This is a genomic window from Actinoplanes ianthinogenes, assembly GCF_018324205.1.
In the GTDB taxonomy this organism is placed as follows: Bacteria; Actinomycetota; Actinomycetes; order Mycobacteriales; family Micromonosporaceae; genus Actinoplanes; species Actinoplanes ianthinogenes.
Genome location: NZ_AP023356.1, coordinates 6,785,970 through 6,812,216 on the forward strand (window position 1 = coordinate 6,785,970; position 26,247 = coordinate 6,812,216).

25 protein-coding genes are annotated in these 26,247 nt (G+C 72.0%); 14 read left to right on the plus strand and 11 right to left on the minus strand.

Annotated features, from left to right (window positions below; genetic code table 11):
* Positions 1-104 precede the first annotated feature (104 nt).
* Positions 105-752: an HAD family hydrolase gene (locus Aiant_RS30930; protein WP_189336703.1), complete on the plus strand. Its 648-nt coding sequence runs from the start codon at positions 105-107 to the stop codon at positions 750-752.
* A gap of 322 nt (positions 753-1,074) precedes the next feature.
* Positions 1,075-1,992, plus strand: coding sequence for a serine protein kinase RIO (locus Aiant_RS30935; RefSeq protein ID WP_425322631.1), 918 nt, complete (start codon positions 1,075-1,077; stop codon positions 1,990-1,992).
* Between the two features lie 150 nt (positions 1,993-2,142).
* On the opposite strand, the gene Aiant_RS30940 is transcribed toward Aiant_RS30935, so the two are convergent.
* Complete coding sequence (locus Aiant_RS30940; protein ID WP_189336704.1) at positions 2,143-2,388, minus strand: DUF2630 family protein; 246 nt, start codon at positions 2,386-2,388, stop codon at positions 2,143-2,145.
* A gap of 74 nt (positions 2,389-2,462) precedes the next feature.
* Here Aiant_RS30940 and Aiant_RS30945 point away from each other — a divergent pair, with 74 nt between their 5' ends.
* On the plus strand, positions 2,463-3,275 hold the full coding sequence (locus Aiant_RS30945) for a hypothetical protein (RefSeq protein WP_189336705.1): 813 nt from the start codon (positions 2,463-2,465) through the stop codon (positions 3,273-3,275).
* Positions 3,276-3,320: 45 nt separating this feature from the next.
* Here Aiant_RS30945 and acnA read toward each other — a convergent pair whose 3' ends face one another.
* Positions 3,321-6,098: an aconitate hydratase AcnA gene (acnA, locus tag Aiant_RS30950; RefSeq protein WP_189336706.1), complete on the minus strand. Its 2,778-nt coding sequence runs from the start codon at positions 6,096-6,098 to the stop codon at positions 3,321-3,323.
* 215 nt (positions 6,099-6,313) lie between these two features.
* Here acnA and Aiant_RS30955 point away from each other — a divergent pair, with 215 nt between their 5' ends.
* From Aiant_RS30955 to Aiant_RS30965, 3 genes are all read left to right on the plus strand, one after another.
* A complete protein-coding gene (locus Aiant_RS30955; RefSeq protein WP_189336707.1) occupies positions 6,314-6,703 on the plus strand; it encodes a hypothetical protein in 390 nt (129 codons plus the stop codon).
* Positions 6,704-6,735: 32 nt separating this feature from the next.
* Complete coding sequence (gene pulA, locus Aiant_RS30960) at positions 6,736-9,906, plus strand: pullulanase-type alpha-1,6-glucosidase (RefSeq protein WP_189336708.1); 3,171 nt, start codon at positions 6,736-6,738, stop codon at positions 9,904-9,906.
* Between the two features lie 77 nt (positions 9,907-9,983).
* Positions 9,984-10,496 carry a hypothetical protein gene (locus Aiant_RS30965; RefSeq protein WP_189336709.1) on the plus strand — a complete coding sequence of 171 codons (513 nt, stop codon included), beginning with the start codon at positions 9,984-9,986 and terminating at the stop codon, positions 10,494-10,496.
* 28 nt (positions 10,497-10,524) lie between these two features.
* Here the strand turns inward: Aiant_RS30965 and Aiant_RS30970 are convergent, their stop codons facing one another.
* The 3 genes from Aiant_RS30970 to Aiant_RS30980 form a co-directional block, all read right to left on the minus strand.
* On the minus strand, positions 10,525-11,001 hold the full coding sequence (locus tag Aiant_RS30970; RefSeq protein WP_189336710.1) for a hypothetical protein: 477 nt from the start codon (positions 10,999-11,001) through the stop codon (positions 10,525-10,527).
* Positions 11,002-11,102: 101 nt separating this feature from the next.
* Positions 11,103-12,575: an aminopeptidase P family protein gene (locus tag Aiant_RS30975; RefSeq protein ID WP_189336711.1), complete on the minus strand. Its 1,473-nt coding sequence runs from the start codon at positions 12,573-12,575 to the stop codon at positions 11,103-11,105.
* 54 nt (positions 12,576-12,629) lie between these two features.
* Positions 12,630-13,169: a superoxide dismutase family protein gene (locus tag Aiant_RS30980; protein WP_189336712.1), complete on the minus strand. Its 540-nt coding sequence runs from the start codon at positions 13,167-13,169 to the stop codon at positions 12,630-12,632.
* Between the two features lie 87 nt (positions 13,170-13,256).
* On the opposite strand from Aiant_RS30980, the gene Aiant_RS30985 reads away from it, so the two are divergent.
* Positions 13,257-14,213 (plus strand): carbohydrate kinase family protein, encoded by a 957-nt coding sequence (locus Aiant_RS30985; protein WP_189336713.1) that lies wholly within the window; start codon positions 13,257-13,259, stop codon positions 14,211-14,213.
* Here Aiant_RS30985 and Aiant_RS30990 read toward each other — a convergent pair.
* Genes Aiant_RS30990 through Aiant_RS31005 form a run of 4 tightly spaced genes read right to left on the minus strand, consistent with a single transcriptional unit; the run spans position 14,210 to position 16,752 of the window.
* Positions 14,210-14,602 (minus strand): thioesterase family protein, encoded by a 393-nt coding sequence (locus tag Aiant_RS30990; RefSeq protein WP_189336714.1) that lies wholly within the window; start codon positions 14,600-14,602, stop codon positions 14,210-14,212. The genes Aiant_RS30985 and Aiant_RS30990 overlap by 4 nt on opposite strands.
* 9 nt (positions 14,603-14,611) lie before the next feature.
* Positions 14,612-16,021, minus strand: coding sequence for a PH domain-containing protein (locus Aiant_RS30995; protein WP_189336715.1), 1,410 nt, complete (start codon positions 16,019-16,021; stop codon positions 14,612-14,614).
* Positions 16,018-16,521, minus strand: a complete 504-nt coding sequence (locus tag Aiant_RS31000) for a PH domain-containing protein (RefSeq protein WP_189336716.1) — start codon at positions 16,519-16,521, stop codon at positions 16,018-16,020. The genes Aiant_RS30995 and Aiant_RS31000 overlap by 4 nt, the downstream gene beginning before the upstream one ends.
* Before the next feature lie 9 nt (positions 16,522-16,530).
* Positions 16,531-16,752 carry a hypothetical protein gene (locus Aiant_RS31005; RefSeq protein WP_189336717.1) on the minus strand — a complete coding sequence of 74 codons (222 nt, stop codon included), beginning with the start codon at positions 16,750-16,752 and terminating at the stop codon, positions 16,531-16,533.
* Positions 16,753-17,097: 345 nt separating this feature from the next.
* Here Aiant_RS31005 and Aiant_RS31010 point away from each other — a divergent pair, with 345 nt between their 5' ends.
* Genes Aiant_RS31010 through Aiant_RS31020 form a run of 3 tightly spaced genes read left to right on the plus strand, consistent with a single transcriptional unit; the run spans position 17,098 to position 20,407 of the window.
* Entirely contained in the window at positions 17,098-18,270 is a 1,173-nt protein-coding gene (locus Aiant_RS31010; RefSeq protein ID WP_189336718.1) for an AAA family ATPase, read from the plus strand.
* Positions 18,267-19,460: a DUF58 domain-containing protein gene (locus tag Aiant_RS31015; protein WP_229831463.1), complete on the plus strand. Its 1,194-nt coding sequence runs from the start codon at positions 18,267-18,269 to the stop codon at positions 19,458-19,460. Before Aiant_RS31010 ends, Aiant_RS31015 begins: the two co-directional genes overlap by 4 nt.
* The gene (locus tag Aiant_RS31020) at positions 19,457-20,407 is read left to right on the plus strand and encodes a VWA domain-containing protein (RefSeq protein ID WP_189336719.1); all 951 of its coding nucleotides are present in this window, start codon (positions 19,457-19,459) and stop codon (positions 20,405-20,407) included. Before Aiant_RS31015 ends, Aiant_RS31020 begins: the two co-directional genes overlap by 4 nt.
* A gap of 444 nt (positions 20,408-20,851) precedes the next feature.
* On the opposite strand, the gene Aiant_RS31025 is transcribed toward Aiant_RS31020, so the two are convergent.
* Complete coding sequence (locus Aiant_RS31025; protein ID WP_189336720.1) at positions 20,852-21,508, minus strand: response regulator; 657 nt, start codon at positions 21,506-21,508, stop codon at positions 20,852-20,854.
* Positions 21,505-22,593 (minus strand): sensor histidine kinase, encoded by a 1,089-nt coding sequence (locus Aiant_RS31030; RefSeq protein WP_229831464.1) that lies wholly within the window; start codon positions 22,591-22,593, stop codon positions 21,505-21,507. The genes Aiant_RS31025 and Aiant_RS31030 overlap by 4 nt, the downstream gene beginning before the upstream one ends.
* A 230-nt stretch (positions 22,594-22,823) precedes the next feature.
* Between Aiant_RS31030 and fabG the strand changes: the two genes are divergently transcribed.
* The 4 genes from fabG to Aiant_RS31050 are packed head-to-tail and all read left to right on the plus strand — an operon-like array spanning position 22,824 to position 26,163.
* Entirely contained in the window at positions 22,824-23,528 is a 705-nt protein-coding gene (gene fabG, locus Aiant_RS31035; RefSeq protein WP_189336722.1) for a beta-ketoacyl-ACP reductase, read from the plus strand.
* Positions 23,529-23,568: 40 nt separating this feature from the next.
* The gene (gene fabI / locus Aiant_RS31040) at positions 23,569-24,336 is read left to right on the plus strand and encodes an enoyl-ACP reductase FabI (protein WP_189336723.1); all 768 of its coding nucleotides are present in this window, start codon (positions 23,569-23,571) and stop codon (positions 24,334-24,336) included.
* A 19-nt stretch (positions 24,337-24,355) separates the two neighbouring features.
* A complete protein-coding gene (locus Aiant_RS31045; protein ID WP_189336724.1) occupies positions 24,356-25,387 on the plus strand; it encodes a ferrochelatase in 1,032 nt (343 codons plus the stop codon).
* Positions 25,327-26,163, plus strand: a complete 837-nt coding sequence (locus Aiant_RS31050) for an HAD-IIA family hydrolase (RefSeq protein ID WP_425322724.1) — start codon at positions 25,327-25,329, stop codon at positions 26,161-26,163. The genes Aiant_RS31045 and Aiant_RS31050 overlap by 61 nt, the downstream gene beginning before the upstream one ends.
* Positions 26,164-26,247: the final 84 nt, after the last annotated feature.

A 26,247-nucleotide genomic window follows, 5' to 3' on the forward strand; every position in this document is an offset into this window, starting at 1 on the left:
CTTTTTAAGCCACGATCGGATGATGCGAATCGCGTCAAGCTTTCTGCTCTTTGTTTACAGTCCTGGACTGTTCGCTGCGGTCACCGCTCACGTAAAGTGCCCGCGTGCCTCTAGTCTTCCTCGCCCTGGACGACACCCTGCTCGATCGCAGCGGTGCGTACCGGTTGTGGGCTAAAGGCTTCCTCGACGAGATCGGTGCATCGCAAGATGATCTTGACTGGTTGGTCGCCGTGGACGCCGACGGCCTGACCTCCCGGTGGGATCTCGCCGACCAGATCCGGGACCGCTACCAGCTGCGAGTCCCGTCCATCGATCTCGTCGACGAGCTCTACGAGGGACCGCTGACCTATGAGCGGCTCGACCCGATGGTCGGCTGCGCGCTGGAGATCGCCGCCGACGCCGGGCTGGTGCCGGTGGTGGTCACCAACGGCGCGGCCGAGCAGTGCGAGGGGCGGATCCGGCGGACCGGCCTGGACCGTTATGTCGCCGACTGGGTGATCTCGGAAGAGGCCGGGGTGAGCAAGCCGAACCCGCGGATCTTCGCGCTGGCCGCGCAGCGGGTGCGGATGCGGCTGGCCGGCGCCTGGGTGGTCGGCGACAGCCCGGAGGCCGACATCGGCGGGGCCGCGGCGCTCGGGCTGCCCAGCGTGTGGCTGCACCGGGGGCGGGAGTGGATGGACACCCGGTTCGCGCCGACGCGGGTGGTCGGCAACGTGATCCAGGGCATCTCGGCGATCATGGCGACCCGCTGAGGCCGATCGCGGCGACCCGCTGAGGCGGATCGCGGCGACCCACTGAGGCTGATCGTGGCGACCCCTGAGGCTGATCACGGCGGCGGGCTGAGCGCGGGTCATGGCGACCGGCTGAGCGCGGGTCACGGCGGCCGGCTGCGGTCGTACCGAAATAAATGGGTTGCGTCCCTCGCGCGGGTGGGAAAGAGTCGTCCGCGCACCGCACTGTCGGCCCGGCACCGGGCCGCATCGAGAGGGAAGGGGGTGGCCACGAAATGGCTGTCTTTGTCATGCCCGCTGTCCTGGCATCCCCGAAAACTTCTTTCTCCGAGGAGACCCTCCAGTGCGAGAGCACGACTCCTACGGCCCGGCGACCATGCGCCGCGGCCGTCGCAAGTTCGACGACGACGAAGCAGATTTCGTAAAGACCGGCCGGCTGGAGCCGGCCCTGCACGAGGACCCCGACCTGCCCGAGGTCGGTGACCGCTGGTCCACCTGGGACGGCGCGCTGCACGGCCCGCAACCCCGGCCCGATTGGGTACGCACCGAGCATGGTGCCGTGGACTCCGAGCTGGGTGTCCTCAAGACCGGCAAAGAGGCGGACGTCTTCCTGGTCCGGCGCTGGCTGCCCAGCACCGGCGAGACCAGCATGATCGCCGCGAAACGGTATCGGGACGGCGAGCACCGGATGTTCCACCGGGACGCCGGCTATCTCGAGGGCCGCCGGGTGCGCCGGTCCCGGGAGATGCGGGCGATGACCAACCGCACCACGTTCGGCAAGCAGATGATCGCCGGGCAGTGGGCGGCCGCCGAGTTCGACGCGCTCGGCCGGCTCTGGGAGATCGGCCAGGAGAGCGGGCTGGTCTGCGTGCCGTACCCGGTGCAGCTGATCGGCACCGAGGTGATGCTGGAGTTCATCGGCGACTGGGAGACCGGCGAGGCCGCTCCCCGGCTGGCCCAGGTGCGCTCCGGCGACGAGCAGCTCGAGGACCTCTGGCGGCAGATGACCGACGCGCTGTCGGTGCTGGCCCGGGCCCAGGTGGCGCACGGGGACCTGTCGCCGTACAACACGCTGGTGCACGACGGGCGGCTGGTGCTGATCGACCTGCCGCAGATCGTCGACGTGATCGCGAACCCGCGCGGCGCCGAGTTCATCGTCCGGGACGTGACCAACGTGGCGACCTGGTTCCGCGCCCGCGGGCTGGCGATCGACGCGGACGAGCTGATCGACCGGCTGCTCCTCGAGGCGGGCCTGCGATGAGGCGCCGGTGCCGGCCGCGGCGGTGGACGCTCAGCGGCTCGCCGCTCAACGGCTGCCGCCGTCCCGCACCGGGCCCGCGCGCGGGGCGCCCCGGGCGTCGCTGACCGACTCGGACCGCGGCCGCCGTCCGCACGGCGGCCGCGACCCGGGTCACTGGAGGTAGTTCTCCACCTCGCTGACGGCGTGGGCCTGCTCCGCGTCCGGGTCGTTCCCGACGTCACGGGCCGCCCGGCGCCGGCGCAGCAGGTCCCAGCACTGGTCGAGGGCCTCCTCGAGCTCCTGGAGGCGGGCGTGCTCCTCGGCGGAGGAGATCTGGCCCTGGCTCAGCTGCCTGCGCAGCCGGTGCTCCTCGTCGACCAGGCCGTGAATCCGGCTCAGCACACTGTTGTCATCCATCCCCGAAGCATATTCACCGGGCCGCGCGCGCCGCGGTTCGGCGCGACTTGATCGGTGACCTTAGATTCTTCGGCGTGGCTACGGGATGGATGCGGCGGCTGCGGCAGGTGACCGGCGAGGGCGGCGGGCCGGCGCAGCGGGCGATGGCGACCCTCGACGAGGCGGAACGCGCCCGTGACGCGGGCGATCGCGCGACGGCGCGGCGGCTCGGCGACGCCGCGGTGGCCGAGCTGCGGTCGCTGGTCGCGGCCGGGGTGCACGAGGCCGAGCCGGGGCTGGTGCGGGGACTGCTCAGTCAGTCGGAGGAGCTGCGGGAGCTGGCCCGGCACGCCGAGGCGGTGGCGGTGGCCGAGGAGGCGGTGACGCTGGCCCGGGCTGATCCGGCACGGACACAGTCGCTGGCGGTGGCACTGGCCACGCTGGCCGGTCGGTTGCTGCACGCGGGGCGGACGGCGGACGGGCTGGAGGTGGCCCGGGAGTCGGCGGCGCTCGGCGGGGTGCGGCCGGATGCGGCGCTCGCGCAGCTGCTGACGACTCTGGCGGCGGCGCTGGCCGGTGCGGGGGAGCACGAGGCGGCGCTGGCCCAGAGCGAGCGGGTGGTCGGCATGCGGCGGGCGACGGCGGCCGGGAACGATCGGGGGAGCCGGATCCGTCTCGGGCAGGCGCTGACCGAGCACGCCAACCGGTTGGTCGCCGCCGGGCGGTGGGCGGACGCGATCGAGTTCGGCGCCGAGGCGGTGGCGATCCACCGGGGCCTGGCCGGGGAGCCGGCGGACCGGCTGGCGTCGGTGCTGACCGACTACGCGATCATGCTGAGGCGGGTGGGTCGCGAGCACGAGGCCGTCGCGGCCGCGGCCGAGGCGGCGGCGATCACCGGGCTCGGATAGGCGACGGCCCCGCCTGTGACACAGACGGGGCCGTCGCGTGGCAGATCAGCCGCGGAGCATCTTGCGCAGCACGTACTGGAGGATGCCGCCGTTGCGGTAGTAGTCCGCCTCACCGGGGGTGTCGATCCGGACCACGGCGTCGAACGCGATGCCGGTGTCCGTGGTGACCTTGACGGTGCGCGGGGTGGTGCCGTCGTTGAGCTCGGTGACGCCGGCGAACGAGAAGGTCTCGGTGCCGGTCAGGCCCAGCGACTCGGCGTTCTGCCCCTGCGGGAACTGCAGCGGCAGCACGCCCATGCCGATCAGGTTGGAGCGGTGGATGCGCTCGTAGCTCTCGGCGATGACCGCGCGGACGCCGAGGAGCATGGTGCCCTTGGCGGCCCAGTCGCGCGACGAGCCGGAGCCGTACTCCTTGCCGGCCAGGATGACCAGCGGGACGCCGGCCTCCTTGTAGGCGACCGAGGCGTCGTAGATGGTGGTCTGCTCGCCGGTCAGGTGGTTGACCGTGAAACCGCCCTCGACGCCCGGCACCAGCTGGTTGCGCAGCCGGATGTTGGCGAAGGTGCCCCGGATCATGACCTCGTGGTTGCCGCGGCGCGAGCCGTAGCTGTTGAACTCGGCGCGCGGGACACCGTGCTCGGTCAGGTACTTGCCGGCCGGGGAGTCGGCCTTGATGGACGACGCCGGGGAGATGTGGTCGGTGGTGACCGAGTCGCCCAGCTTGGCCAGGACCCGCGCGCCGGTGATGTCGGCGACCGGGGCCGGCTCGGCGGCCATGCCCTCGAAGTACGGGGGCTTGCGCACGTAGGTGGAGTCCTCGGCCCAGGCGAACGTGTCACCGGTCGGGGTGGGCAGCGACTGCCACTGCTCGTCGCCGGCGAAGACGTCCTGGTACGCCGTGGAGAAGCCCTCGGCGCCGATCGCCTGCGCGATGACCTCGTCGATCTCCTGCGCGGACGGCCAGATGTCGCTGAGGTAGACCGGCTTGCCGTCCGAGCCGGTGCCGAGCGGCTCGGTGGTGATGTCGATGTCCATCGAGCCGGCCAGCGCGTACGCCACGACCAGCGGCGGGGACGCCAGGTAGTTCATCTTGACGTCCGGGTTGATCCGGCCCTCGAAGTTCCGGTTGCCGGAGAGGACGCTGACCGCGGTCAGGTCGTTCTCGTTGATCGCGGCCGAGATCTCCTCGGGCAGCGGGCCGGAGTTGCCGATGCAGGTGGTGCAGCCGTAGCCGACCAGGTTGAAACCGATCTTGTCCAGGTACGGCGTGAGGCCGGACCGGTCGTAGTAGTCGGAGACGACCTTGGAGCCGGGAGCCAGGGTGGTCTTGACCCACGGCTTGCGGGTCAGGCCCTTCTCCACCGCCTTCTTGGCGAGCAGGGCGGCACCGATCATGACCTGCGGGTTCGAGGTGTTCGTGCAGGAGGTGATCGCGGCGATCACGACCGCGCCGTGGTCCAGCTCGTACTCCACGCCGTCGTCGCCCTTGACCCGGGTGGGCTTGGAGGTGCGGCCGGCGGCGCCGAGCGCGGCGCTGAACAGGTGCGGCTTGTCCGCCTCGTCGTCGACGCCGTTGGCCGGCGAGTCGGAGGCCGGGAAGGACTCCTCGCTGGCCTCGTCGGCGTGGCCGTGCGGGGCGGCGTAGTTCGGCAGGGCGTCGCGGAACGCGTCCTTGGCCTCGCTGAGCAGCACCCGGTCCTGCGGGCGCTTCGGGCCGGCCAGCGACGGGACGATGGTGGAGAGGTCGAGCTCCAGCTTCTCGCTGTAGTCCGGCTCGGCGTTCGGGTCGAGCCACAGGCCCTGCCGCTTCGCGTACGCCTCGACGAGCGCGACCTGCTGCTCGGTGCGGCCGGTCAGCTTGAGGTAGTCGATGGTCTGCTCGTCGATCGGGAAGATCGCGACGGTCGAGCCGTACTCCGGCGACATGTTGCCGATGGTGGCCCGGTTCGCCAGCGGCACGGCGCTCACGCCGGGGCCGTAGAACTCGACGAACTTGCTGACCACACCGTGCTTGCGCAGCATCTCGGTGATGGTCAGGACCAGGTCGGTGGCGGTGGTGCCGGCCGGCGCCTCGCCGGACAGCTTGAAGCCGACGACCCGCGGGATCAGCATGCTGACCGGCTGGCCGAGCATCGCGGCCTCGGCCTCGATGCCGCCGACGCCCCAGCCCAGCACGCCCAGGCCGTTGACCATGGTGGTGTGCGAGTCGGTGCCGACCACGGTGTCCGGGTACGCCTGGCCGTTGCGCTCCATGATCGTGCGGGCCAGGTACTCGATGTTGACCTGGTGCACGATGCCGGTGCCCGGCGGGACGACCTTGAACTCGTTGAACGCGGTCTGGCCCCAGCGCAGGAACTGGTAACGCTCCTTGTTCCGCTGGTACTCCAGCTCGACGTTGCGCTGGAACGCGTCCTCGCGGCCGAACAGGTCGGCGATCACCGAGTGGTCGATGACCAGCTCGGCCGGGGCGAGGGGGTTGACCTTGCCGGCGTCGCCGCCCAGGTCCTTGACGGCCTCCCGCATGGTGGCCAGGTCGACCACGCAGGGGACACCGGTGAAGTCCTGCATCAGCACCCGTGCCGGGGTGAACTGGATCTCCACGCTGGGGTCAGCGTTCTGGTCCCAGTTGCCGAGCGCGTTGATGTGGTCGGCGGTGATGTTCGCGCCGTCCTCAGTACGCAGCAGGTTCTCCAGGAGGATCTTCAAGGAGTAGGGCAGGCGATCGTGCCCCTTCACCTTGTCGATCGTGAAAATCTCGTAGCTCGCGTCTCCGACGCGCAGCTCGCTCTTCGCACCAAAGGTGTCGAGGCTGGCCACCGTCATCTCCTTCACACCCAGCGACTGGAAGTCAAGTCTTTCGCACCGAAAGGGCGACCTTCGGGTTAGGTTTGCCTAACTCTCGGTTGTGCGTCTCCGGTAAACCGTACGTCCGTCTTGCTAGCCGTCGCAAGGCGGGGTCCACGTCCCGATACTCCCAGTCGCCAGGGGTCCGGCGGGCTCGGGTTTGCTTTCGTCGATCGGTGGGAAATCATGCGGCCATGACGGCCACGGCGGATCAGGACCAGCTCACCGAGTTCTTCGGTCGCTACGGCACGGCTCTCACCACCGGCGACGTGGGAGTGATCGCGGGCTGCCACGCGCTGCCCGGGATCGTGGTCGCCGATTCCTACAGCTTCACGTTCAGCTCGCCTGCGGCGGTGGCGTTGTCGTTCCTCGGGGCGGCTCCCACGTACCGGGATCAGCAGATCGTCGCGGCGCACGCGCAGATCCGCGACGTGCAGCGGATCTCGGCCGCCCTGTCGCTGGTCGAGGTGGAGTGGGAGTACCTGGACAGCACGGGTGCCGCGGTCCCCGGCGAGCGGTACCGCTACCTGATCCGCACCGGCGCGGACGGCCCATTGATCACCACGGTCATCGCTTCCCGCTGAAAAACGTCTCACCTCGGTGCGACGATGTGGCGGTGTCCTGGCTGATCGTGCACTACCACCGTCCTGACGGCGACTACACGGGGTGGTCGTTGCACGCGTGGGGCGATGTCGCTCCCGGTCAGGAGATCACGTTCCCGGGCGGCCATCCATTCGCCGGCGAGGACGCGTCCGGGCGCTTCGCCTGGGTGCGGCTCGCCGACCGGGCCGAGTCGGTGCACTTCGTCGCGGTCCGCGCCGACGGGGTGAAAGACGTCGATCTCGATCGCGCCGTCGACGTCCGCGAGCATCGCGAGATCTGGCTGACCTCCGGCGACCGCCGCGTCGCACTGTCCGGCCCGCCGCCCGGCCCGGATCCCGGCTTCGCCGAGATCCATTACCGACGCCCGGACGGCGACTACTCCGGGTGGGGCCTGCACTTCTGGGAGGGCGTCCCCCGGGAGAGCAGAACCCCTTGGCGTACGCCCATGGCACCGTCCCGCTTCGACGCCTTCGGCGCGGTGTTCCGCGTCCCGCTCGCGCCGGACGCCGTCGGCCTGCGCTACGTGCTGCACCGCGGCGAGGAGAAGGACCTCCCCGCCGACCAGCGCCTCGACCTGACCGTGGCGCGCGAGGTCTGGTTGCTGGCCGGCACGGTCGAGCCGATCCGCCCCGACCTGGGCACCCTCGGCCCGGAGCGGGACCCGGCCCGCGCCCTGGCCGTCTTCGTCGACCGCACCACGGTGGCGCTGCCCGAGTGGTTCGCCGCCCGGGCCGCCACCTTCGAGCTGCTCGGCGCCGGCGGTCCGATGGCGCTCACCCCGCGCCCGGGCGGGCTGTTCCAGGCGCAGAGCCGCCGCTTCCCGCACCTGCGGGCCTATCGCGCCTTCGCGGTGCGGGAGCTGGGCGACACCGCGCTCGGCGACCTGCTGCGCGACCGGCTGCTGGTCGAGGGCCGGGCCCCGGGCGGCGAGCTGACCGCGCGGACCGCGGTGCAGATCGCCGGCGTGCTCGACGACCTCTACCTGGAGGCCGCCGACGCCGACCTGGGCCTGACCCTGGACGCCGACCAGCCGCGGCTGGCGGTCTGGGCGCCGACCGCCCGGACCGTGTGCCTGGAGCTGTTCCGGGAGCCGTCCGGCGAGCCACGGGTGCTGGCGATGGAGCGGGACGACCTCACCGGGGTGTGGTCGATCCCGGTCAAGCGCAAGTGGCTCGGCCGTTACTACCGGTATCGGGTGGAGGTGTGGCACCCGGCCGCCCAGCGGATCGTGACGACGAGCGTCACCGATCCGTACTCGGTGTCGCTGGCGACGGACTCGACGCACAGCCACCTCGTCGACCTCGTCCACGATCACCGCCCGGCGGGCTGGGACGACCTGGAGAAACCGGCCGCCGTCGCGCCGGCCCGGATGCAGATCGCCGAGGTCTCGGTCCGCGACTTCTCCATCTTCGACGGCTCGGTGCCGGCCGCGGAGCGCGGCACCTACCTGGCCTTCACCCGGTCCGGTTCGGACGGCATGCGGCACCTGCGCTCCCTCGCCGAGGCCGGCCTCACCCACGTGCACCTGCTGCCGGTCAACGACTTCGCCACCGTCCCGGACCGCCGCGCCGACCGGGCCCAGCCGGCGTGCGACCTGGCGTCCTTCCCGCCCGACTCGGCCGAGCAGCAGCGCGCGGTCGCGGCGGTCGCCGATCGCGACGGCTACAACTGGGGTTACGACCCGTGGCACTGGACCACGCCGGAGGGTAGTTACGCCACCGACCCGGCGGGCGGCGCCCGGATCCTCCAGCTGCGCCGGGCGGTGGCCGCGCTGAACGCCGCCGGCCTGCGGGTGGTCCTCGACGTGGTCTACAACCACACGATGGGCGACGGCCTCGACCGGTTCAGCGTGCTGGACCGGATCGTCCCGGGCTATTACCACCGGCTGCTCGCCGACGGCAGCACCGCCGAGTCGACCTGCTGCCCGAACACCGCGACCGAGCACATGATGATGGGCAAGCTGGTCATCGACTCGCTGGTGACCTGGGCTCAGGCGTACAAGATAGACGGTTTTCGGTTCGACCTGATGGGACATCATCCGCGGTCGAACATCCTGGAGGCGCGGCTCGCCCTCGACCACCGGGTCGAGGGCGGGCGGGACATCTGCCTGTACGGCGAGGGGTGGAACTTCGGCGAGGTGGCGTACGACGCCCGGTTCGCCCAGGCCACCCAGGTCAACATGGCCGGCACCGGGATCGGGTCGTTCAACGACCGGCTGCGTGACGCGGCCCGCGGGGGTGGGGCGTTCGGTGACGATCCGGGGGTGCCCGGGTTCGCCACCGGGCTCGGCTCGCGCACACCCGGGCTGGTGCACGACCGGCTCAAGGTCGGGCTGGCCGGCGGGCTGGCGACCTATCGGTTCGTCACCCACGACGGGGTGGAGCGCAGCGGCGCCCAGGTCGACTACAACGGCTCGCCGTGCGGCTACGCGGCCTCGCCCGGCGAGACGGTGAACTACGTCGACGCGCACGACAACGAGATCCTCTACGACGCGATGGCGTTCAAGCTGCCGCCCGGCACCCGGCCGGTGGACCGGGCCCGGATGCAGGTGCTGGCGCTGTCGCTGGTGGTGCTCGGGCAGGGTGCCGGGTTCGTGGCGCTGGGCAGCGAGCGGTTGCGGTCCAAGTCGCTCGACCGCAACTCGTTCGACTCCGGCGACTGGTTCAACCAGATCCGCTGGGACCCCGGGCAGGGCAACGGGTTCGGCCTCGGGCTGCCCCCGTTCGCCGACAACGGTGACAAGTGGGACTTCGCCCGGCCGCTGCTGGCCGACCCGGCGCTGGTGCCCGGCGCCGAGGTGATCAACCTGACCGCCGAGCGGTACCGGGAGCTGCTCCGGATCCGGCGGTCGTCGCCGGTCTTCGGGCTGCCGACCGCCGAGGAGGTGCAGCGGCGGCTGACGTTCCCGCTGGGCGGCCCGGCCGAGACGCCCGGGGTGATCGTGATGTGCCTGGACGGGACCGGCCTGGACGAGCGCTGGCGGCGGATCGTGGTGGTCTTCAACGCCACCGACGAGCCGACCTGCCAGGTGGTCCCGGTCGAGGAGCCGCTGCGGCCGCACCCGGAGCTGACCGCCTCGGCGGACCCGGTGCTGCGCGGCGCCTCCGCGGTGACCAAGGTGGACGGCGCCGAGCTGAGCGTCCCGGCCCGCCAGGTCGCCGTGTTCGTGTCCGACCTCGGCTGAGGACGGGTGCGCGGCTGGGCTAGATTGCGCCGGGTGGGCTCGCCGGTGGTCGGCGGGCACCCGAAGCGGAGGTCGTTGTGCGGTTCGAGCGTGCCCTGTGCGCGGTTGCCCTGGTCGGTGCGATTGCCGGGTGCAGTTCGTCGTCGTCCGACGAGCCGAGGTTCAGCGAGCCGTCGGCCACGGCCGCCGGTGCGGCGGCCGCCGGCTCGGCGCCGGCCTGGACCGAGCCGGGCGGTTACTCGTTCGTGCTGACCCGCGGCTGTGACCCCGCCAAGCCGCTCGGGCGCTATCAGGCCACCGTGAAGTCCGGCCAGGTCACCGATTACTCCCGGGTGGGCGCCTCGGCGGCCGACCCGGGCGCGTCGGCCGCCGTCGACCTCGGCCCGATCACCGGCGACGAGGGCGAGGAGATCGAGGTCCCGAGCCTCGGCCAGCTCGTCGAGATGGCACAGACCAGCGCCGACGACGGCGGCGAGGTGAACACGGAGTACGACGCGACCGACGGCCACCCGGTGAAGGTGACCATCAACGTCAGCGACGACCCGGGCGCGGCGGAGTGCTTCCTCATCTCCGACTACAAGGCCGGCTGACCGTCCGGGCCGCCGGTCACGACCGGTCTCAGAGGGCCGGGTGCTCGAGGAAGGCGACGAGGAAGAACTCGGCGCCCGCGCCGAACGCGGCGGCCAGCGCGTAACCGATTGCCGCGTCGACCGGCTCCGGGGTGCCCGCCCAGTCGGCGAGCACCCCCAGGTCCGGAACGGTGAAGTCACCGACCGGGAAGCCGTCCCGCAGCAGGCGGCTGCGCTCGGCCGTCAGCGGGCGGTACACGTACTGACGGCCGTCGTGCTCGGCCACCACCCGGTAGGAGTGCCGGGACCAGCGTCCCGGCCCCGGCCGCAGGCCGACCGGCAGGTCGTCGACCGTCATCCGCAGGTGCTGCCGCTCGCGGGTGCCGATCGGGATGTGCGGGTGCAGCCGCGGGTCGTGCACCCGCTCCACGACGGCGGAGTGCCGGCGTCCCTCGGCGCGAACCTCGACGGCCACCCGGCCGTCGCTCCGCTCGACGTCGACGAGGAAGGGTGGGGCGTCGGTCACAGCGGCTCCCGGAGTCGGCGGAACGCAGGATCCGTCAATCCTCGCAGCGTCCCGCAAACACGACGCCCGGCGCGGCAGTGGCGCCGGGCGTCCGCGACGGCTCAGCCCGGCAGGCGGGGCCCCGCCTCCCGCTGGGCCGCCAGCCACGACTCGACGTCGGCCGACGAGCGGGGCAGGCCGTCCGACAGGTTGCGGCAGCCGTCCGCGGTGACCAGCACGTCGTCCTCGATCCGGATGCCGATGCCGCGCAGCTCGGCCGGCACCAGGTCGTCCTCGGGCTGGAAGTACAGCCCTGGCTCGACGGTGAGCACGTAACCCTCCTGGAGCGAACCGTCCCGGTACGTCTCGTTCCGCGCGTTCGAGCAGTCGTGCACGTCGATGCCGAGCATGTGCCCGAACCCGTGCAGCGTCCACCGCCGGTAGATCGTGCTGTCCTCGGCCATCGCCTCGTCCACCCCGACCGGCAGCAGGCCCAGGTCGTGCAGGCCCTCGGCGAGCACCCGCATGCACGCCTGGTGCACGTCCTTGTACAGCACGCCGGGCCGGATCGCGTCGATGCCGGCCTGCTGCGACGCGTGCACGATGTCGTAGACCTGCCGCTGGAGCGGCGTGAACGTGCCGGAGACCGGGACGGTGCGGGTGACGTCGGCGGTGTAGAGGTTGTGCCCCTCCACCCCCATGTCCATCAGCAGCAACTCGCCGGGCGCGGTCACGCCGGTGTTGCGCACCCAGTGCAGGATCGTCGCGTGCGCGCCGGCGCCGACGATCGAGCCGTAACCCAGGTCGTTGCCGTCGTGCCGGGCGCGCAGCCCGAACACGCCCTCCAGCAGGCGCTCCTTGACCCCGCGGTCGGCCGGCAGGACCCGGGCGACGTCCTCGAAGCCGAGCACCGTGGCGTCGACGGCGGCCTGGAGCTGGGCGATCTCCCACTCGTCCTTGACCAGCTTGAGCTCGGAGAGCACCCAGGCCAGCTCGCGGTCGCGCGGCTGGGACCGGTCCGGCTCGTAGGCGAGGATCGCCCGGTCGACGTTGGCGTCCAGGCCGCGCAGCACCCGGGTGCGGCCCGGCGCGGAGAGGGCCAGCGCCGAGCCGAGGTGGCCCAGCGACGCCGTCTCCAGGCCCAGCTCGGCCGATTTCTCGGCGAGGGTGTGGGTGCGGCCGATCCAGAGCTCGCCGTTGCGGTCCCGGAAGAAGCGGTCGGTGTCCTTGGAGTTGCGCTCCCGGGTGAACAGCACCGCCTCGTGCCCGGAGCCGCTCGGGTGCAGGATCAGCACGCTGTCCGGGTCGCGGTCGCCGGTCAGGTAGAAGAAGTCGCTGCCGGGGCGGAACGGGTAGTCGGTGTCGTTGGCCCGCACCTTCTCGTTGCCGCTCGGGATGATCAGCGTCTCGCCGGGGAACGCCTCGGAGAGCGCGGCCCGGCGCTTCGCGTAATTCGGCACCTCGGGCAGCGGCGTGATGGAGATCGGGTCCTCACGCCAGCCGGTCCGCATGAACTGCAAGAACGCTTCCGGGAAGGCCGGGTCGTGTGACTCCGTCTTGGGTGCGGGGGTGGTGCCGCCGTCCTTCTGCGCCATCGTGGGGTGCCTCCGTATTCTCAGCTGTGCCCCGACGTTACCGCCTGCCCCCATTCATCGTCCGCCGCCAGTCCCGTAGCCGAACGGCAGGTCGAGGCAGCCGACCCGGGCCCCCGCCATGCCGGCCACGCCGGGCCCGGTCCGGGTCGTCTCGGCGTGCAGCACGAGCGACTTGGGCAGCCGGTCGTCGGCGAACATCCACTGCTGCTCGTGGCGGACGGTGGCCGCGCCCCGGGCGTCGGCGGTGAAGTCCAGCCAGATCTCGTTCGCCGGGTTGGCGTACGCCGGGTCGACCGACGGGCTGACCGGATCCGGCCGGTGCTGGTAGTGCGGGCCGGCCGCCTTGGGGTCCCGGCCGCACCCGGCGACGTGCATGTGCGCGCCGTACGCGTGCCCCGGCACCAGCCCGGTCACCTCCAGTTCCACCCACAGGTTCTGCCCGGTCGAGCTGAACGCGACCTGCGCGGTGGCGCCGACCGGCACCACCGCCGGGTCGTAGGTGACCGCCTGGACCCCGGGCTTCCAGGTCTGGAACGTGGCCGGGGCGGGGATCGGGACGAGGGCGAGGACGGCGGACAGCACGCTAGTTAACATGTACCAATTCTGACAAATGAGGATTTGTCGCGACTGGATTTCTGCGCCGCCGACCGCGAGGCTGGAGTCCGACGACGGAGGAGCGGCATGGGCTACGCGGTGGTGCTGGGTGAGGCGCTGATCGACCTTCTCGAGGCGGAGCACGACGGTGAGCTGATCTATCGCCAGGCGATCGGCGGCGCGCCGCTCAACGTCGCCGTCGCGGTGGCCCGGCTCGGCGGCCGGGTGGAATACTCCGGCACGCTCGGCACCGACGTGCTCGGCGACCGGATCGCCGCCTTCCTGGCCGAGGCCGGCGTCGGCGAGCGGGGCGTCCGCCGCGTCGGCGTCCCGACCACCCTGGCGGTCACCACCTTCGAGGGCGCCGAGCCGTCCTTCACGTTTTACGGCGAGCCGCCGTCCTACGCCCTGCTCAGCGAGGCGGATCTGGACCGGGACGGCCTGGCCGGCGCGAGCGTGCTCTACACCGGCTCGATCTGCCTGCTCCGCGAGCCGTTCCGGGCCGCTGCCCGGGCGGCCTGGGACGGTTTCGCCGGCCTGCGCGTCTTCGACCCCAACGTCCGCCCGAAACTGCTCCCCGACGAGGCCGCGCTGACCGCCCTGCGCGAGCTGGTCGAGGAGTTCTTCGCCACCGCCGACCTGGTCAAACTCAGTCTCGCCGACGCGCAGTTGCTTTACGGCGAGCCGGATCCCGCGGCCGCCGCCGAGCGGATCCGGTCGCTGGGCGCGCGGGCCGTGGTGGTGACCTGCGGCGCGCGGGGCGCGCACGTGGCCGCCGCGGACGGCGCGGCCACGCTGCCGGCCCCGTCGGTGCGCGCGATCGATGCCACCGGCGCCGGCGACTCGGTGATGGGCGCGCTGGTCAGCCGGCTCCTGGCCGGCGGCCGCCCGGCCGGCCTGGCCGACTGGCAGGGCCACGTCCGCTTCGCCCTCGCGGTGGCCGGCCTGGTCTGCGAGCGCCAGGGCGGCGCCACCGCGATGCCGACCCCGGCCGAGGTCACCGCCCGCTGGGGCGCGGAGATCCAGGGTCAGGGCAGGCCTTAGTCGCCGAGCGCCTTGGCGATGAAGCGCTGCCGGTCGACCAGCATCCGCTCCACCCGCACGTCGGCCACCACCGTGTCCCCGTCCTTGACGTTCACCTCGAAGACCAGCTTGCGCCCGTCCACCTTGGTCAGCGTGGCCTGCCCGACAACCGTGCGACCGACCGGCGCCGCGGCCCGGTGCTCCACTTCGGCGCGGGTGCCCACGGTGGTGACCCCGCCGGGCAGCTGCCGCGCGGTCGCCGCCACGGTGGCGGCCTCGGCCAGGGCCAGCACCCGCGGCGTGGCGAGCACCGGCACGTCGCCGGAGCCGAGGGCCTGTGCGGTGTCGGCGTCGGTGACCCTCAACTCCACCCGGGCGCTGAGGCCGGGAGCGAACTCCGGTAGCTCCATTGGCACAGCTTAAGCTTGTGCGGGCCGCTGCCAGAACGTCTCGTCAGCGGGTTGACCGAGATCGGACGGCGCGGCGGGCGCCGGCGGCGGGATCGGGTGCCGGGCGAGCCGGGCCCGGCGGGCCAGTTCGTCGGCGAGCGCCCACGCCTCGGCCAGGTCCCGGTCCCGGGCCGCGCCCGACCGCCCACCGGCCGCGTCGGCATAGACCGTGGCCAGCCGGAGCATCCGCTGCAACGGCCCCTGCACCACCCGCACGCTCTGCAACCGGGCGTAAGGCACCAGCGTCATCTCCCGGGACAGCCGCCCCTCCCGGGTCACCAGCACGTCCGGGTGCAGCCCGACGCCCATGAACCGCAGCCCGACCGGGTGCAGCCAGCGCACCCGGGCCGGCGGCGGCGAGGTGGCGAGCGCGGCCAGGTCGACGCCGGGCAGCACCGCGCCGACCACCAGCCGGGCCGCGTGCTGGTCGCCGACCGGCAGCAGCCGGTCCGAGCCGGTGTCGTTGCCGCGCTCCGGCGCGCCGTACCCGGCGACGTCGAGTTGCAGATAGAGCCAGCTGGTCAGCCGCCACAGGAACGGCCAGGTGATCCGGACCGCCTGCACCCGGTGCAGCGGCACCACCTGGCTGCGCGTCTCGGTCAGCCCGTAGTGCAGCAGCAGCCGCCCGCCCGGGTCGCGCGCCAGCCGGAAGTCCCAGTCCCGCAGCACCCGGCGGATCGGCTGGAGCAGCACGCCGGCCATCGCGGTGACCGTGCTGGCGATCCCGATGAAGGTCCACGACCCCTCCATCACGAACTGGGTGACCACCCACGCCACGCCGATCGGCAGGAAGAACGCCTGCGGGGTGAGCAGCTGGCTGATCAGCAGCTCCCGGTTGCCGACCGCGTGCAGGGACTGTTCGCCGGGGCTCGCGGTCCGCGGCCCGGCCGCGGGGTCCGCCTCGGCGACGGACACCTCTGGCGTACGCCCGGAGAGCGCCAGCAGCCGTTCCCGCAGCGCGGCGGCCTCCCGGACGGTCAGATAGGCCAGTGGCGCCTCGGCCTTGCCGCCGCCGACCACCTCCAGGCGCAGCTCGGCCAGCCCGCTGAACTGGGCCAGCAGCGGCCGGCGCACCTCCACCGACTGGAGCCGGTCGAGCGGGATGGCCCGGTTGCGCCGCCAGATCAGCCCCTCGGTGATCCGCAGCTCCCGGGCCACCACCTGGTATCCGGTGGTCCACCAGCCGACCGCCGAGAAGATCACCGCGCCCACCGCGACGGCCAGCACCACCATGGCGAAGTGCGTCGGGCCGAGCTCGCGCAGCGCCTGCCAGGAGAGCGCCGCGACGATCACGAAGAGGCTCTTGGCGCCGTGCAGCAGCGGGCTGAGCGGGTGCAGCCGCTGCCGGGCGGCCTGCTCGGGGGTCTCGGTGGCGGTCACAGGCCCTCGGCCCGGTCCTCGCCGAGGGCGGTCAACCGGTCGCGCAGCCGGGCCGCCTCCTCCGGCGGCAGGCCGGGCACCTGGGCGTCGCTGGCCGCCGCCGCGGTGTGCAACTGCACGGTGGCCAGCCCGAACGCGCGCTCCAGCGGGCCGGCGGTGACGTCCACGAACTGCATCCGCGCGTACGGAACGATGGACAACCGGCGGACCAGCAGGCCGTGCCGGACCATCAGGTCGTTGTCGCGCTCCGCGTATCCCCAGGCGCGCACCGCGCGGACGGCGACCGTGGCGCGCCAGACGCCGAGGGCGAGCACCGCGGCGATGCCGGCGAGCCAGCCCCAGTGGTGGACGAACAGCCACCCGACGGCCAGGCCGGCCACCAGGATCACCTGCCAGATGGCGAGGCCGATCAGCTCAACAGTGATCAACTTGCCGGAGACCGGGCGCCACTGGACCGTGTCGGGCCAGGGTTGCAGGGCATCGACCGAGGGCGTGCTCACGTTTAGAGACTAGGAGACGGATGCATCGTCTGCCGAGACGAAAGGGGTGACTTCCCGGAGGAAGGAGCGGGCCTCCAGGAACGTGCCCAGGGAAACCCGATGATCGTCGCAGGCCAGCCAGGTCTTGCGGTATTCCGGGGCGTGAAGTTTGGGATTGTTCCACAACAATTGCCAGGCCGCGGACGCGCGACAACCTTTGGCGGAGCACTGCGGGGAGAGTTCCTCGACCATGTCGACCAACTTAATGGAACGACGCGGGAGTAATGAAAGACGTTATGCGCCGGGCGGCCACGGGGGAAGCCGCCCGGCGACGAAGTAAATGCTACACGGTTCAAAGACTTCCGTATCCACCCGGTGAGCGTGCCCGTTCCGGCGGATCGCGCAGAAAGATCAACATGTTCGGCCGATAGTGCCCTGGGCTGCGGAGATCTCGCGGCGCCGGGACGATGATGACGGTCAGGTGACGGCCGGGGTTTCTATGCTCCTAGGAACCTCTCAGCCGTGTGTAGTTGTCTGTCGTGTAAGTCTTGAGCGTCGGCATCAGCGCCGGCACATGTTGACCGTTGTGGAGGACCGGTGGCGCAGCCCAGCACGCCCGAGACCGAGACCAGCCCGGAGCCGGCCGTGCCGGTCCCTCCGGCGCACGACGCGTCGCAGCTCGAGCGGGCGATGTTCGAGGTCAAGCGGGTCATCGTCGGCCAGGACCGGATGGTCGAGCGGATGTTCGTGGCGCTGCTGGCCCGCGGGCACTGCCTGCTGGAGGGTGTCCCCGGGGTGGCCAAGACGCTGGCCGTCGAGACCCTGGCCAAGGTGGTCGGCGGCACGTTCTCCCGGGTCCAGTTCACCCCCGACCTGGTCCCCGCCGACATCGTCGGCACCCGGATCTACCGGCAGAGCAACGAGAAGTTCGACGTCGAGCTCGGCCCCGTGTTCGTGAACTTCCTGCTCGCCGACGAGATCAACCGCGCGCCGGCCAAGGTGCAGTCGGCCCTGCTCGAGGTGATGGCCGAGCACCAGGTGTCGATCGGCGGCAAGAGCTACGACGTGCCCGACCCGTTCCTGGTGATGGCCACGCAGAACCCGATCGAGCAGGAGGGCGTCTACCCGCTGCCCGAGGCGCAGCGCGACCGCTTCCTCATGAAGATCATCGTGGGCTACCCGACGGATGCCGAGGAACGCGAGATCGTCTACCGGATGGGGGTCAGCGCGCCGGAGCCCAAGCAGGTGTTCACCCCGGCCGACCTGCTCGCCCTCCAGCGCCGCGCCGACCAGGTCTTCGTGCACAACGCGCTGGTCGACTACACGGTCCGGCTGGTCCTCGCCACCCGCGCCCCGGCCCAGCACGGCATGCCCGACGTGGCCCAGCTGATTCAGTACGGCGCCAGCCCGCGTGCCTCGCTCGGCATCGTCCGGGCCACCCGCGCCCTGGCCCTGCTCCGCGGCCGGGACTACGCGCTGCCCCAGGACCTGCAGGACGTCGCGCCGGACATCCTGCGGCACCGCCTGGTGCTCAGCTACGACGCCCTCGCCGACGACGTCCCGGCCGACCAGATCGTCGCCCGGATCATGCAGATGGTGCCGATGCCGTCGGTCGCCTCCCGCCAGGGCACCTCGCCGAACGGCGCACCCGTCCCGCCCACGCCGACCGGGACGCCGACCAGTGGCGTGCCGGCCGGCGCGGGCTACCCGGCGAACGGCGCCGGCACCCCGTTCCCGCCGAACGGCCCCGGCTGGCCCGGCCCGGCATGAGCCAGCCGATCGGATCCGCCCCGGCGCCCCAGCCGCCTGCGGCCTGGCCCGGCCCGGCCGCGGGCGGCACCGCCCCGGCGGGGCAGCCTCAGCCGGCCTGGGGCGGCACGGCCCCGGTGCCGCAGCCTCAGGCGGCCTGGCCCGGCCCGGCCGCGGCGTCGGCGGACCAGGCGGCGCGGACCGGCCCGGCCGGCGGCACCGTCCCGGCGCCGCTGGAGGAGGCGGCCCGGGCCGAGGCGGTGCTGGCCAAGCTGCAGCTGCTGGTCACCCGCAAGCTCGACGGCCTGCTCCAGGGCGACTACGTGGGCCTGCTGCCCGGCCCGGGCACCGAGGCCGGCGAGTCCCGGGAGTATCGGCCGGGCGACGACGTGCGCCGGATGGACTGGCCGGTCACCGCCCGCACCACGCTGCCGCACGTGCGGCGCACGGTGGCCGACCGCGAGCTGGAGACCTGGCTGGCCGTCGACCTGTCGGCCAGCCTCGATTTCGGCACCGCCAAGTGGCTGAAGAAGGACCTGGTGATCGCCGCCGCCACCGCGGTCACCCACCTGACCGCCCGGGGCGGGAACAGGATCGGCGCCGTGGTCGGGACCGGCTCCGGCGTACCCCGAAGCGGTTTTGCTCGTGGTCTCTTCAAGAAGAAAGCGGCCGTGACCGAGGACGCGCCCGGGCCGTCGGTGGTGCGGATGCCGGCGCGGCCGGGCCGCAAGGAGGCGCAGGGCCTGCTGCGGGCGATCGCGCGCACCCGGATCCGGCCGGGGCGGACCGACCTCGGCGCCCTGATCGACATGCTGAACCGGCCGCCGCGGCGGCGCGGGGTGGCCGTGGTGATCTCCGACTTCCTGGCGCCGGTGGAGAGCTGGGCGCGGCCGGTGCGCAAACTCGGCGTGCGGCACGACGTGCTCGCCATCGAGGTGGTCGACCCGCGTGAGCTGGAGCTGCCCGACGTGGGCGTGCTGACCCTGGCCGATCCGGAGTCCGGCGAGCTGCACGAGGTGCAGACCACCGACCCAGGGCTGCGGCAGCGTTACGCGGCCGCGGCGGGTGAGCAGCGCGCCGCGATCGCCCGGACGCTGCGCGCGGCCGGCGCCTCGCACCTGCGGCTGCGCACCGACACCGACTGGCTGCTGGACATCGTCCGCTTCGTGGCCGCCCAACGACACGCACGCACCCGGGGGACCACTCGATGATCCGTTTCCTGGCTCCGTGGTGGCTGCTCACGCTGCTGCCCGTCCTCGCCGTCGCCGGCGCCTACGTCTGGCGGCAACTGCACAAACGGCAGTACGCGATGCGCTTCACCAACGTCGACCTGCTGCGCACCCTCGCCCCGAAAGGCCTGGGCTGGCGCCGGCACGTCTCGGCGATCGCGTTCCTGATGATGATGGCGGCGCTGGCGTTCTCCACGGCACGCCCCTCGGTGGACACCGAGCAGCCGCTGGAACGCGCCACCGTGATGCTGGCCATCGACGTGTCGCTGTCGATGCAGGCCGACGACGTGGCGCCGACCCGGATCGAGGCCGCGCAGGAGGCGGCCAAGGCGTTCGTCAACGAGTTGCCGCCCACCTACAACCTGGGCCTGGTGTCGTTCGCGAAAGCGGCGAACGTGCTGGTCGCGCCGACCAAGGACCGGTCCGAGGTGATCGCCGGGATCGACAGCCTGACCCTCGCCGAGGCGACCGCGACCGGGGAGGCGGTGTTCACCTCACTGGACGCGATCCGTTCGGTGCCGGCCGACGGCGCGGACGGCGCGCCCCCGGCCCGGATCGTGCTGCTCTCCGACGGATATCGGACGTCCGGTCGCTCGATCGAGGACGCCGCCACCGCCGCGGCCGGGGCGAACGTGCCGGTCAGCACGATCGCGTTCGGCACCGACGCCGGCGTGGTGGACATCCGCGGCCAGCTCCAGCGGGTGCCGGTGGACCGGCTCTCGCTGCAGGAGCTGGCGGAGCGGACCAAGGGCTACTTCTACGAGGCGGCCTCGGTCAGCGAGCTGAAGAAGGTCTACGAGGACATGGGCAGCTCGATCGGGCACCGGACGCAGCCGCGCGAGGTGACCCAGTGGTACGCCGGGGTCGCCCTGCTGCTGGCCCTGGTCGGCGCGGCGAGCAGTCTGCTGTGGACGTCCCGCCTGCCGTGACGGCTTATGGGGTGTTGTGCGAGGCGAGCACGAACAGGAGCACGACCCACGCGGACAGGACGGTGAGACCGAGGGGCGCGATGAGGTTCTTCATGGTGGAGCCACCTTCCGCATCGTGACTGGCGGGGGTTACTGCTGTGCGCAGGTCACGTCGCGGCCATGCCCGTTCCCCGGATGTCGCGGCGCACACGACACGCCCGGCAATCCCGCGAGCAGGCGGGATCCGGTGGGAACGGGTGGGAGAAATCCTGGTCAGCGGTCAGAGGCGCTGACGAGCGTCCCGGCCACGACTAGGAGGATCGCTATCTCGCACAGCGATCACCTCCACAGCTCGTCGGGCCTTGGGAACCGCCGGGAACTGTACCTCTTAAAGACAACTTAAGAAACTCAGGCCTGCCGGAGGTGGCGCGGACCACCCTTCCGTGTTCTGTCGGCGTGCCGCTCCTATTCGCCCGCCGCGACCAGGCCGGTCTCGTAGGCGAAGACGACGGCCTGCGCGCGGTCCCGCAGCGCGAGCTTGGTCAGGATGCGCCCGACGTGCGTTTTCACCGTCTGCTCGGCGACCACCAGGTCGGCGGCGATCTCCTGGTTCGACCGGCCGCGCGCGATCAGCCGCAGCACCTCGGTCTCGCGCGGGGTGAGCGCGTTCAGCGCCACCGGGCGGGGCCGGTCGGACGCGGGCCGGGCGGCGAACTCGGCGATCAGCCGGCGGGTCACCGACGGGGCGAGCAGCGCCTCGCCGGCCGCCACCACGCGGACCGCCTGCACCAGGTCGGCGGCCGGCGCGTCCTTGAGCAGGAAGCCGCTGGCCCCGGCGCGGAGCGCCTCGTAGACGTAGTCGTCGAGGTCGAAGGTGGTCAGGACGAGGATTTTCGGACCGTCGTGACCGCCGGCCAGCCGCCGGGTCGCCTCCAGGCCGTCCATCACCGGCATCCGGACGTCCATCAGGATCACGTCCGGGTTCAGCTGCCGGGCCGCGGTCACCGCGGCCGCCCCGTCCGGCGCGTCGCCGACCACCAGCAGGTCGGGCTGCGCGGCCAGCAGCGCGCCGAAGCCCTGCCGGACCATCGCCTGGTCGTCGGCGATCAACACCCTGATCATCGAGCACCTTCGGGTTGTCGGGGGATCCGGGCCAGGACCTGGTAGCTCCCGGCGCCGTCCGGGCCTGCGGTCAGCTCGCCGCCCAGCAGAGCCACCCTCTCACGCATCCCGATCAATCCGTGGCCCGCCTTGTGCCCGGGGGCCGGGGTGGAGGTCAGCTCGTTGGAGACCCGCAGCTCCAAGCGGTCGCCGTCGGCGCGGGCCAGGATCCGCACCGGGCCGCCCGGCGCGTGCCGGGCCGCGTTGGCCAGGGCCTCCTGCGCGATCCGGTACGCCGTGAGCCCGGCCGTCGCGTCCACCCCGTCCAGCGGCGGCAGCTCCCCGGTGACCGGCAGCCCGGCCCTGCGCGCGGTCGCCACCAGCTCGGCGATCTCCGGGTAACCCGGCTGCGGGGCCCGCTCGGCGGCCTGGTCCTCGGCGCGCAGCACACCGAGCAGCCGGCGCATGTCGGCGAGCGCCTCCCGGGCCGCCCCGGCGATCGACGTCAGCTCGTCTTTCGCCTCCTCGGGGAGGCCGGCCAGCCGGTAGGGCGCGGTCTCGGCCTGCACCGCGATCATCGACATGTGGTGCGCCACCACGTCGTGCATCTCGCGGGCGATCCGGGTGCGCTCCTCCAGCACCGCGCGGCGGGCCCGTTCCAGCTCGCTGAGCTCGGTCTGCCGGGCGATCAGCTCACCGGCGCGGCGGCGGAACGAGGCGATGCTGCCGAGCGCCGCGACGGCCACGACCGCGGTGGCCGCGCCCCAGACGTTGGCGTGCGGGGCGAACAGGAAGACCGGGACCAGGGTGAGCACGGTGGCCCAGGCGGTGACCAGCGCCTCGCTGACCGTGGCGAGCCGGCCGAGCACGAACAGGGTGGCGACGATCTGCACCGCGTTCCACGGCCAGGGCTCCTCGTGCGTGCCGACATTCGCGTTGATCACACCGATGAAGAGCATCAGGAACGTCAGCCGCCAGGCGGCGACCGGGCGGCGGTAGGCGACGACCACCGGCAACACGGCGCCGGCCGAGATGGCGTAGATCGCCACCGGCGGCAGGGTGCGGGTCTCCTCCAGGGTCGCGGCCATCCCCATGGCGAGGCTCACCAGCAGGAAGAGCAGGACCGGAATCGCGTAGCGGAAACCGCGTCTCCGGATCGGGGGCCTGGGCGTTTCCCTTTTGAACGTTAGGTAAGTCAGCGGCCCCATTACCGAGCTCCGCCGCTGGGGGCCGATAGTCTCCATTCCCAGCAGGCTAGTGACGCGGGACAGGACTGTCGTCGCCCTGCGGTACCCCCTACCAGGGTATGACCCGTACCTCTCGAAGGAGTTGCGCTGTGCCTCGCACCGTGTTGGTGACCGGCGGAAACCGCGGCATCGGGCTGGCCATCGCCCGGGCGTTCGAAAAGCAGGGTGACCGGGTCGCCATCACCCACCGCGGCTCCGGCGCGCCGGAGGGCCTGTTCGGCGTGCAGTGCGACGTGACCGACGCGGAGTCGGTGGACGCCGCGTTCAGCTTCGTGGAGAACGAGCTCGGCCCGGTCGAGGTGCTGGTGGCGAACGCCGGCATCACCGACGACACGCTGCTGCTGCGGATGTCCGAGGAGCAGTTCGAGCGGGTCCTGGACACCAACCTGACCGGCTCGTTCCGGGTCGCCAAGCGGGCCAGCGCCAAGATGCTGCGCGCCAAGTGGGGCCGGATGATCTTCATCTCCTCGGTGGTCGGCCTGTACGGCGGTCCTGGTCAGGTCAACTACGCCGCGTCCAAGGCCGGACTGGTCGGCGTGGCCCGCAGCATCACCCGCGAGCTGGGCACCCGCAACATCACGGCGAACGTGGTGGCGCCCGGCTTCATCGAGACCGAGATGACCGAGGTCTTGCCGGAGTCCCGCAAGGCCGAGATCATCAAGGCCGTCCCGGCCGGTCGCCTCGCCAGCCCCGACGAGGTCGCCGCCGCGGTGACCTTCCTGGCGAGCGACAACGCGGCATACATCTCGGGTGCCGTGATCCCCGTCGACGGGGGCCTCGGCATGGGGCACTGACCCCGCATCTGTCAGCCGCAAATTTCTTCAGGAGAGAAACTTGTCTGGACTGCTGGCCGGAAAACGGCTGCTAGTCACCGGTGTCATCACCGACGCCTCGATCGCTTTCAACGTGGCCAAGGTGGCCCAGGAGAACGGCGCCACGGTCGTGCTCACCGGCTTCGGCCGGCTGTCGCTGGTGGAGCGGATCGCCAAGCGCCTGCCCGAGCCCGCGCCGGTCATCGAGCTGGACGTGACCAATCAGGAGCACCTGGCCGGCCTGGCCGACAAGGTGCGCGAGCACGTCGACGGGCTGGACGGCGTGGTCCACTCGATCGGCTTCGCTCCGCAGAGCTGCCTCGGCGGCGGCTTCCTGGACGCGCCGTGGGAGGACGTGGCGACGGCGCTCCAGGTGTCGACGTTCTCGTACAAGTCGCTCGCCACGGCTGCGCTGCCGCTGATGAGCTCCGGCGGGTCGATCGTCGGGCTGACCTTCGACGCGACCAAGGCGTGGCCGGTCTACGACTGGATGGGTGTGGCCAAGGCCGGGCTCGAGTCGGCGAACCGTTATCTCGCGCTGCACCTGGGCAAGCACGGCATCCGCAGCAACCTGGTCTCGGCCGGTCCGCTGCGCACCATGGCGGCCAAGTCGATCCCGGGCTTCGAGCAGTTCGAGGAGGCCTGGTCGGAGCGGGCGCCGCTGGGCTGGGACCTGAGCGACACCGAGCCGACCGCGCGGGCCATCTGCGCGCTGCTCTCCGACTGGTTCCCGGCGACGACGGGTGAGATGGTCCACGTCGACGGGGGCTACCACGCGCTCGGGGCCTGAGCGGTGACAGGATGGACGGGTGGCTTACGACGCGTTCGTCCTGCTCTCCTTCGGCGGTCCGGAGAAACCCGATGACGTGATGCCGTTCCTGCGCAACGTGGTGCGCGGGCGCGGCGTTCCGGACGAGCGCCTCGCCGAGGTGCGTGAGCACTACATGCACTTCGGCGGGGTGTCCCCGATCAACCAGCAGTGCCGCGACCTGCTGGCCGCGGTGTCGGCCGAGTTCGCGGCGCACGACATCGCGCTGCCGGCGTACTGGGGCAATCGGAACTGGCACCCGATGCTCGCGGACACCGTGGCGCGGATGCGGGACGACGGTGTCGAGCACGCGCTCGGCTTCGCCACCAGTGCGTACGGTGGCTATTCGTCCTGCAAGCAGTACTGGGAGGACATCGCCGCGGCGCGCAAGGCGGTCGGGCCGAAAGCCCCGCGGATCAGCAAGCTGCGGCAGTTCCACGACCACCCGGGCTTCGTCGAGCCGAACGCCGAAGCGGTCCGGGCCGCCCTGGCCACCCTGGACCCGGCCCGCCGCGCCACCACCCGGATCGTCTTCACCGCGCACTCGATCCCGGTCAGCATGGCCCGCACCGCGGGTCCCTCCGGTGGCCGTTACACCGCTCAGCTGGAGGAGACCGCCCGCCTGGTCCACGCCCGCGCGGCCGACGACCTGGGCTGGGACCTGGTCTGGCAGAGCCGCTCCGGCCCGCCGCACATCCCGTGGCTGGAGCCGGACGTCAACGATCACCTCGAGGCGCTGGCCGAGAAGGGCGTCACCGACGTGGTGGTCAGCCCGATCGGCTTCGTCTCCGATCACCTCGAAGTGATCTGGGACCTGGACAACGAGGCGAGGGAGACCGCCGCCCGGCTCGGTCTCGGGTACGCCCGGGCCGTCACCCCCGGCGTCCACCCACGATTCGTCGCCATGGTGCGCGAGCTCGTCGAGGAGCGACTGGGTGATCAAGCGCACACCAGGCTGGGTACGCTCCCGACCTGGGACGTCTGCCCGGCGGACTGCTGCCCCCCTGCGAAACGACCTGGAGCCGCTGCATGAAGGAACGCAAAGCCATCGAGAGCTGGCTCACCGACATGGACGGCGTGCTCGTCCACGAGGGTGAGCCGGTCCCGGGCGCGCCCGAGTTCGTCAACCGGATGAAGGCGTCCGGCAAACCGTTCCTGATCCTCACCAACAACTCCATCTACACGCCGCGTGACCTGCAGGCCCGCCTCACCCGGATGGGCTTCGAGGTGGACGAGCAGTCGATCTGGACGGCCGCCCTGGCCACCGCGCAGTTCCTGGCCGACCAGCGGCCCGGCGGCACGGCGTACGTGATCGGCGAGGCCGGCCTGACCACCGCGATGCACGCGTCCGGTTACGTGCTCACCGAGTTCGACCCGGACTACGTGGTGCTCGGCGAGACCCGGACGTACAGCTTCGAGGCGATCACCAAGGCGATCCGGCTGATCAACGGCGGCGCCCGGTTCATCTGCACCAACCCGGACGCCACCGGCCCGTCCACCGAGGGGCTGCTGCCGGCGGCCGGCTCGGTCGCCGCGATGATCTCCCGGGCGACCGGGGTGAAGCCGTACTTCGTCGGCAAGCCGAACCCGATGATGATGCGCTCGGCGCTGAACGCGATCGGCGCGCACAGCGAGACCACCGCGATGATCGGTGACCGGATGGACACCGACGTGCTGTGCGGGCTGGAGGCCGGGCTGGAGACGATCCTGGTGCTCACCGGGATCAGCAGCCGGATGGAGAGCGAGACGTACCCGTACCGCCCGTCCCGCATCGTCAACTCGGTCGCCGACCTGATCGACGAGATCTGATCCGGCCGGCCGGTCGTCCCCGGGCGGCCGGCCGGTCCGAGCCCCGGTGCGCTACCGTCGCTTCCGTGCCGGCGTGGGAAGAGT

Bases quoted from the DNA above. Each gene is read 5' to 3' on its own strand.
- Aiant_RS31025 (WP_189336720.1), bottom strand. From the start codon at position 21,508: ATGATCAGGGTGTTGATCGCCGACGACCAGGCGATGGTCCGGCAGGGC.
- Aiant_RS30955 (WP_189336707.1), top strand. From the start codon at position 6,314: ATGACGGCCACGGCGGATCAGGACCAGCTCACCGAGTTCTTCGGTCGC.
- Aiant_RS31005 (WP_189336717.1), bottom strand. From the start codon at position 16,752: ATGGTCGAGGAACTCTCCCCGCAGTGCTCCGCCAAAGGTTGTCGCGCG.
- acnA (WP_189336706.1), bottom strand. From the start codon at position 6,098: ATGACGGTGGCCAGCCTCGACACCTTTGGTGCGAAGAGCGAGCTGCGC.
- Aiant_RS30990 (WP_189336714.1), bottom strand. From the start codon at position 14,602: ATGGAGCTACCGGAGTTCGCTCCCGGCCTCAGCGCCCGGGTGGAGTTG.
- Aiant_RS30980 (WP_189336712.1), bottom strand. From the start codon at position 13,169: ATGTTAACTAGCGTGCTGTCCGCCGTCCTCGCCCTCGTCCCGATCCCC.
- Aiant_RS30975 (WP_189336711.1), bottom strand. From the start codon at position 12,575: ATGGCGCAGAAGGACGGCGGCACCACCCCCGCACCCAAGACGGAGTCA.
- Aiant_RS31015 (WP_229831463.1), top strand. From the start codon at position 18,267: ATGAGCCAGCCGATCGGATCCGCCCCGGCGCCCCAGCCGCCTGCGGCC.
- Aiant_RS30940 (WP_189336704.1), bottom strand. From the start codon at position 2,388: ATGGATGACAACAGTGTGCTGAGCCGGATTCACGGCCTGGTCGACGAG.
- Aiant_RS31020 (WP_189336719.1), top strand. From the start codon at position 19,457: ATGATCCGTTTCCTGGCTCCGTGGTGGCTGCTCACGCTGCTGCCCGTC.
- Aiant_RS30985 (WP_189336713.1), top strand. From the start codon at position 13,257: ATGGGCTACGCGGTGGTGCTGGGTGAGGCGCTGATCGACCTTCTCGAG.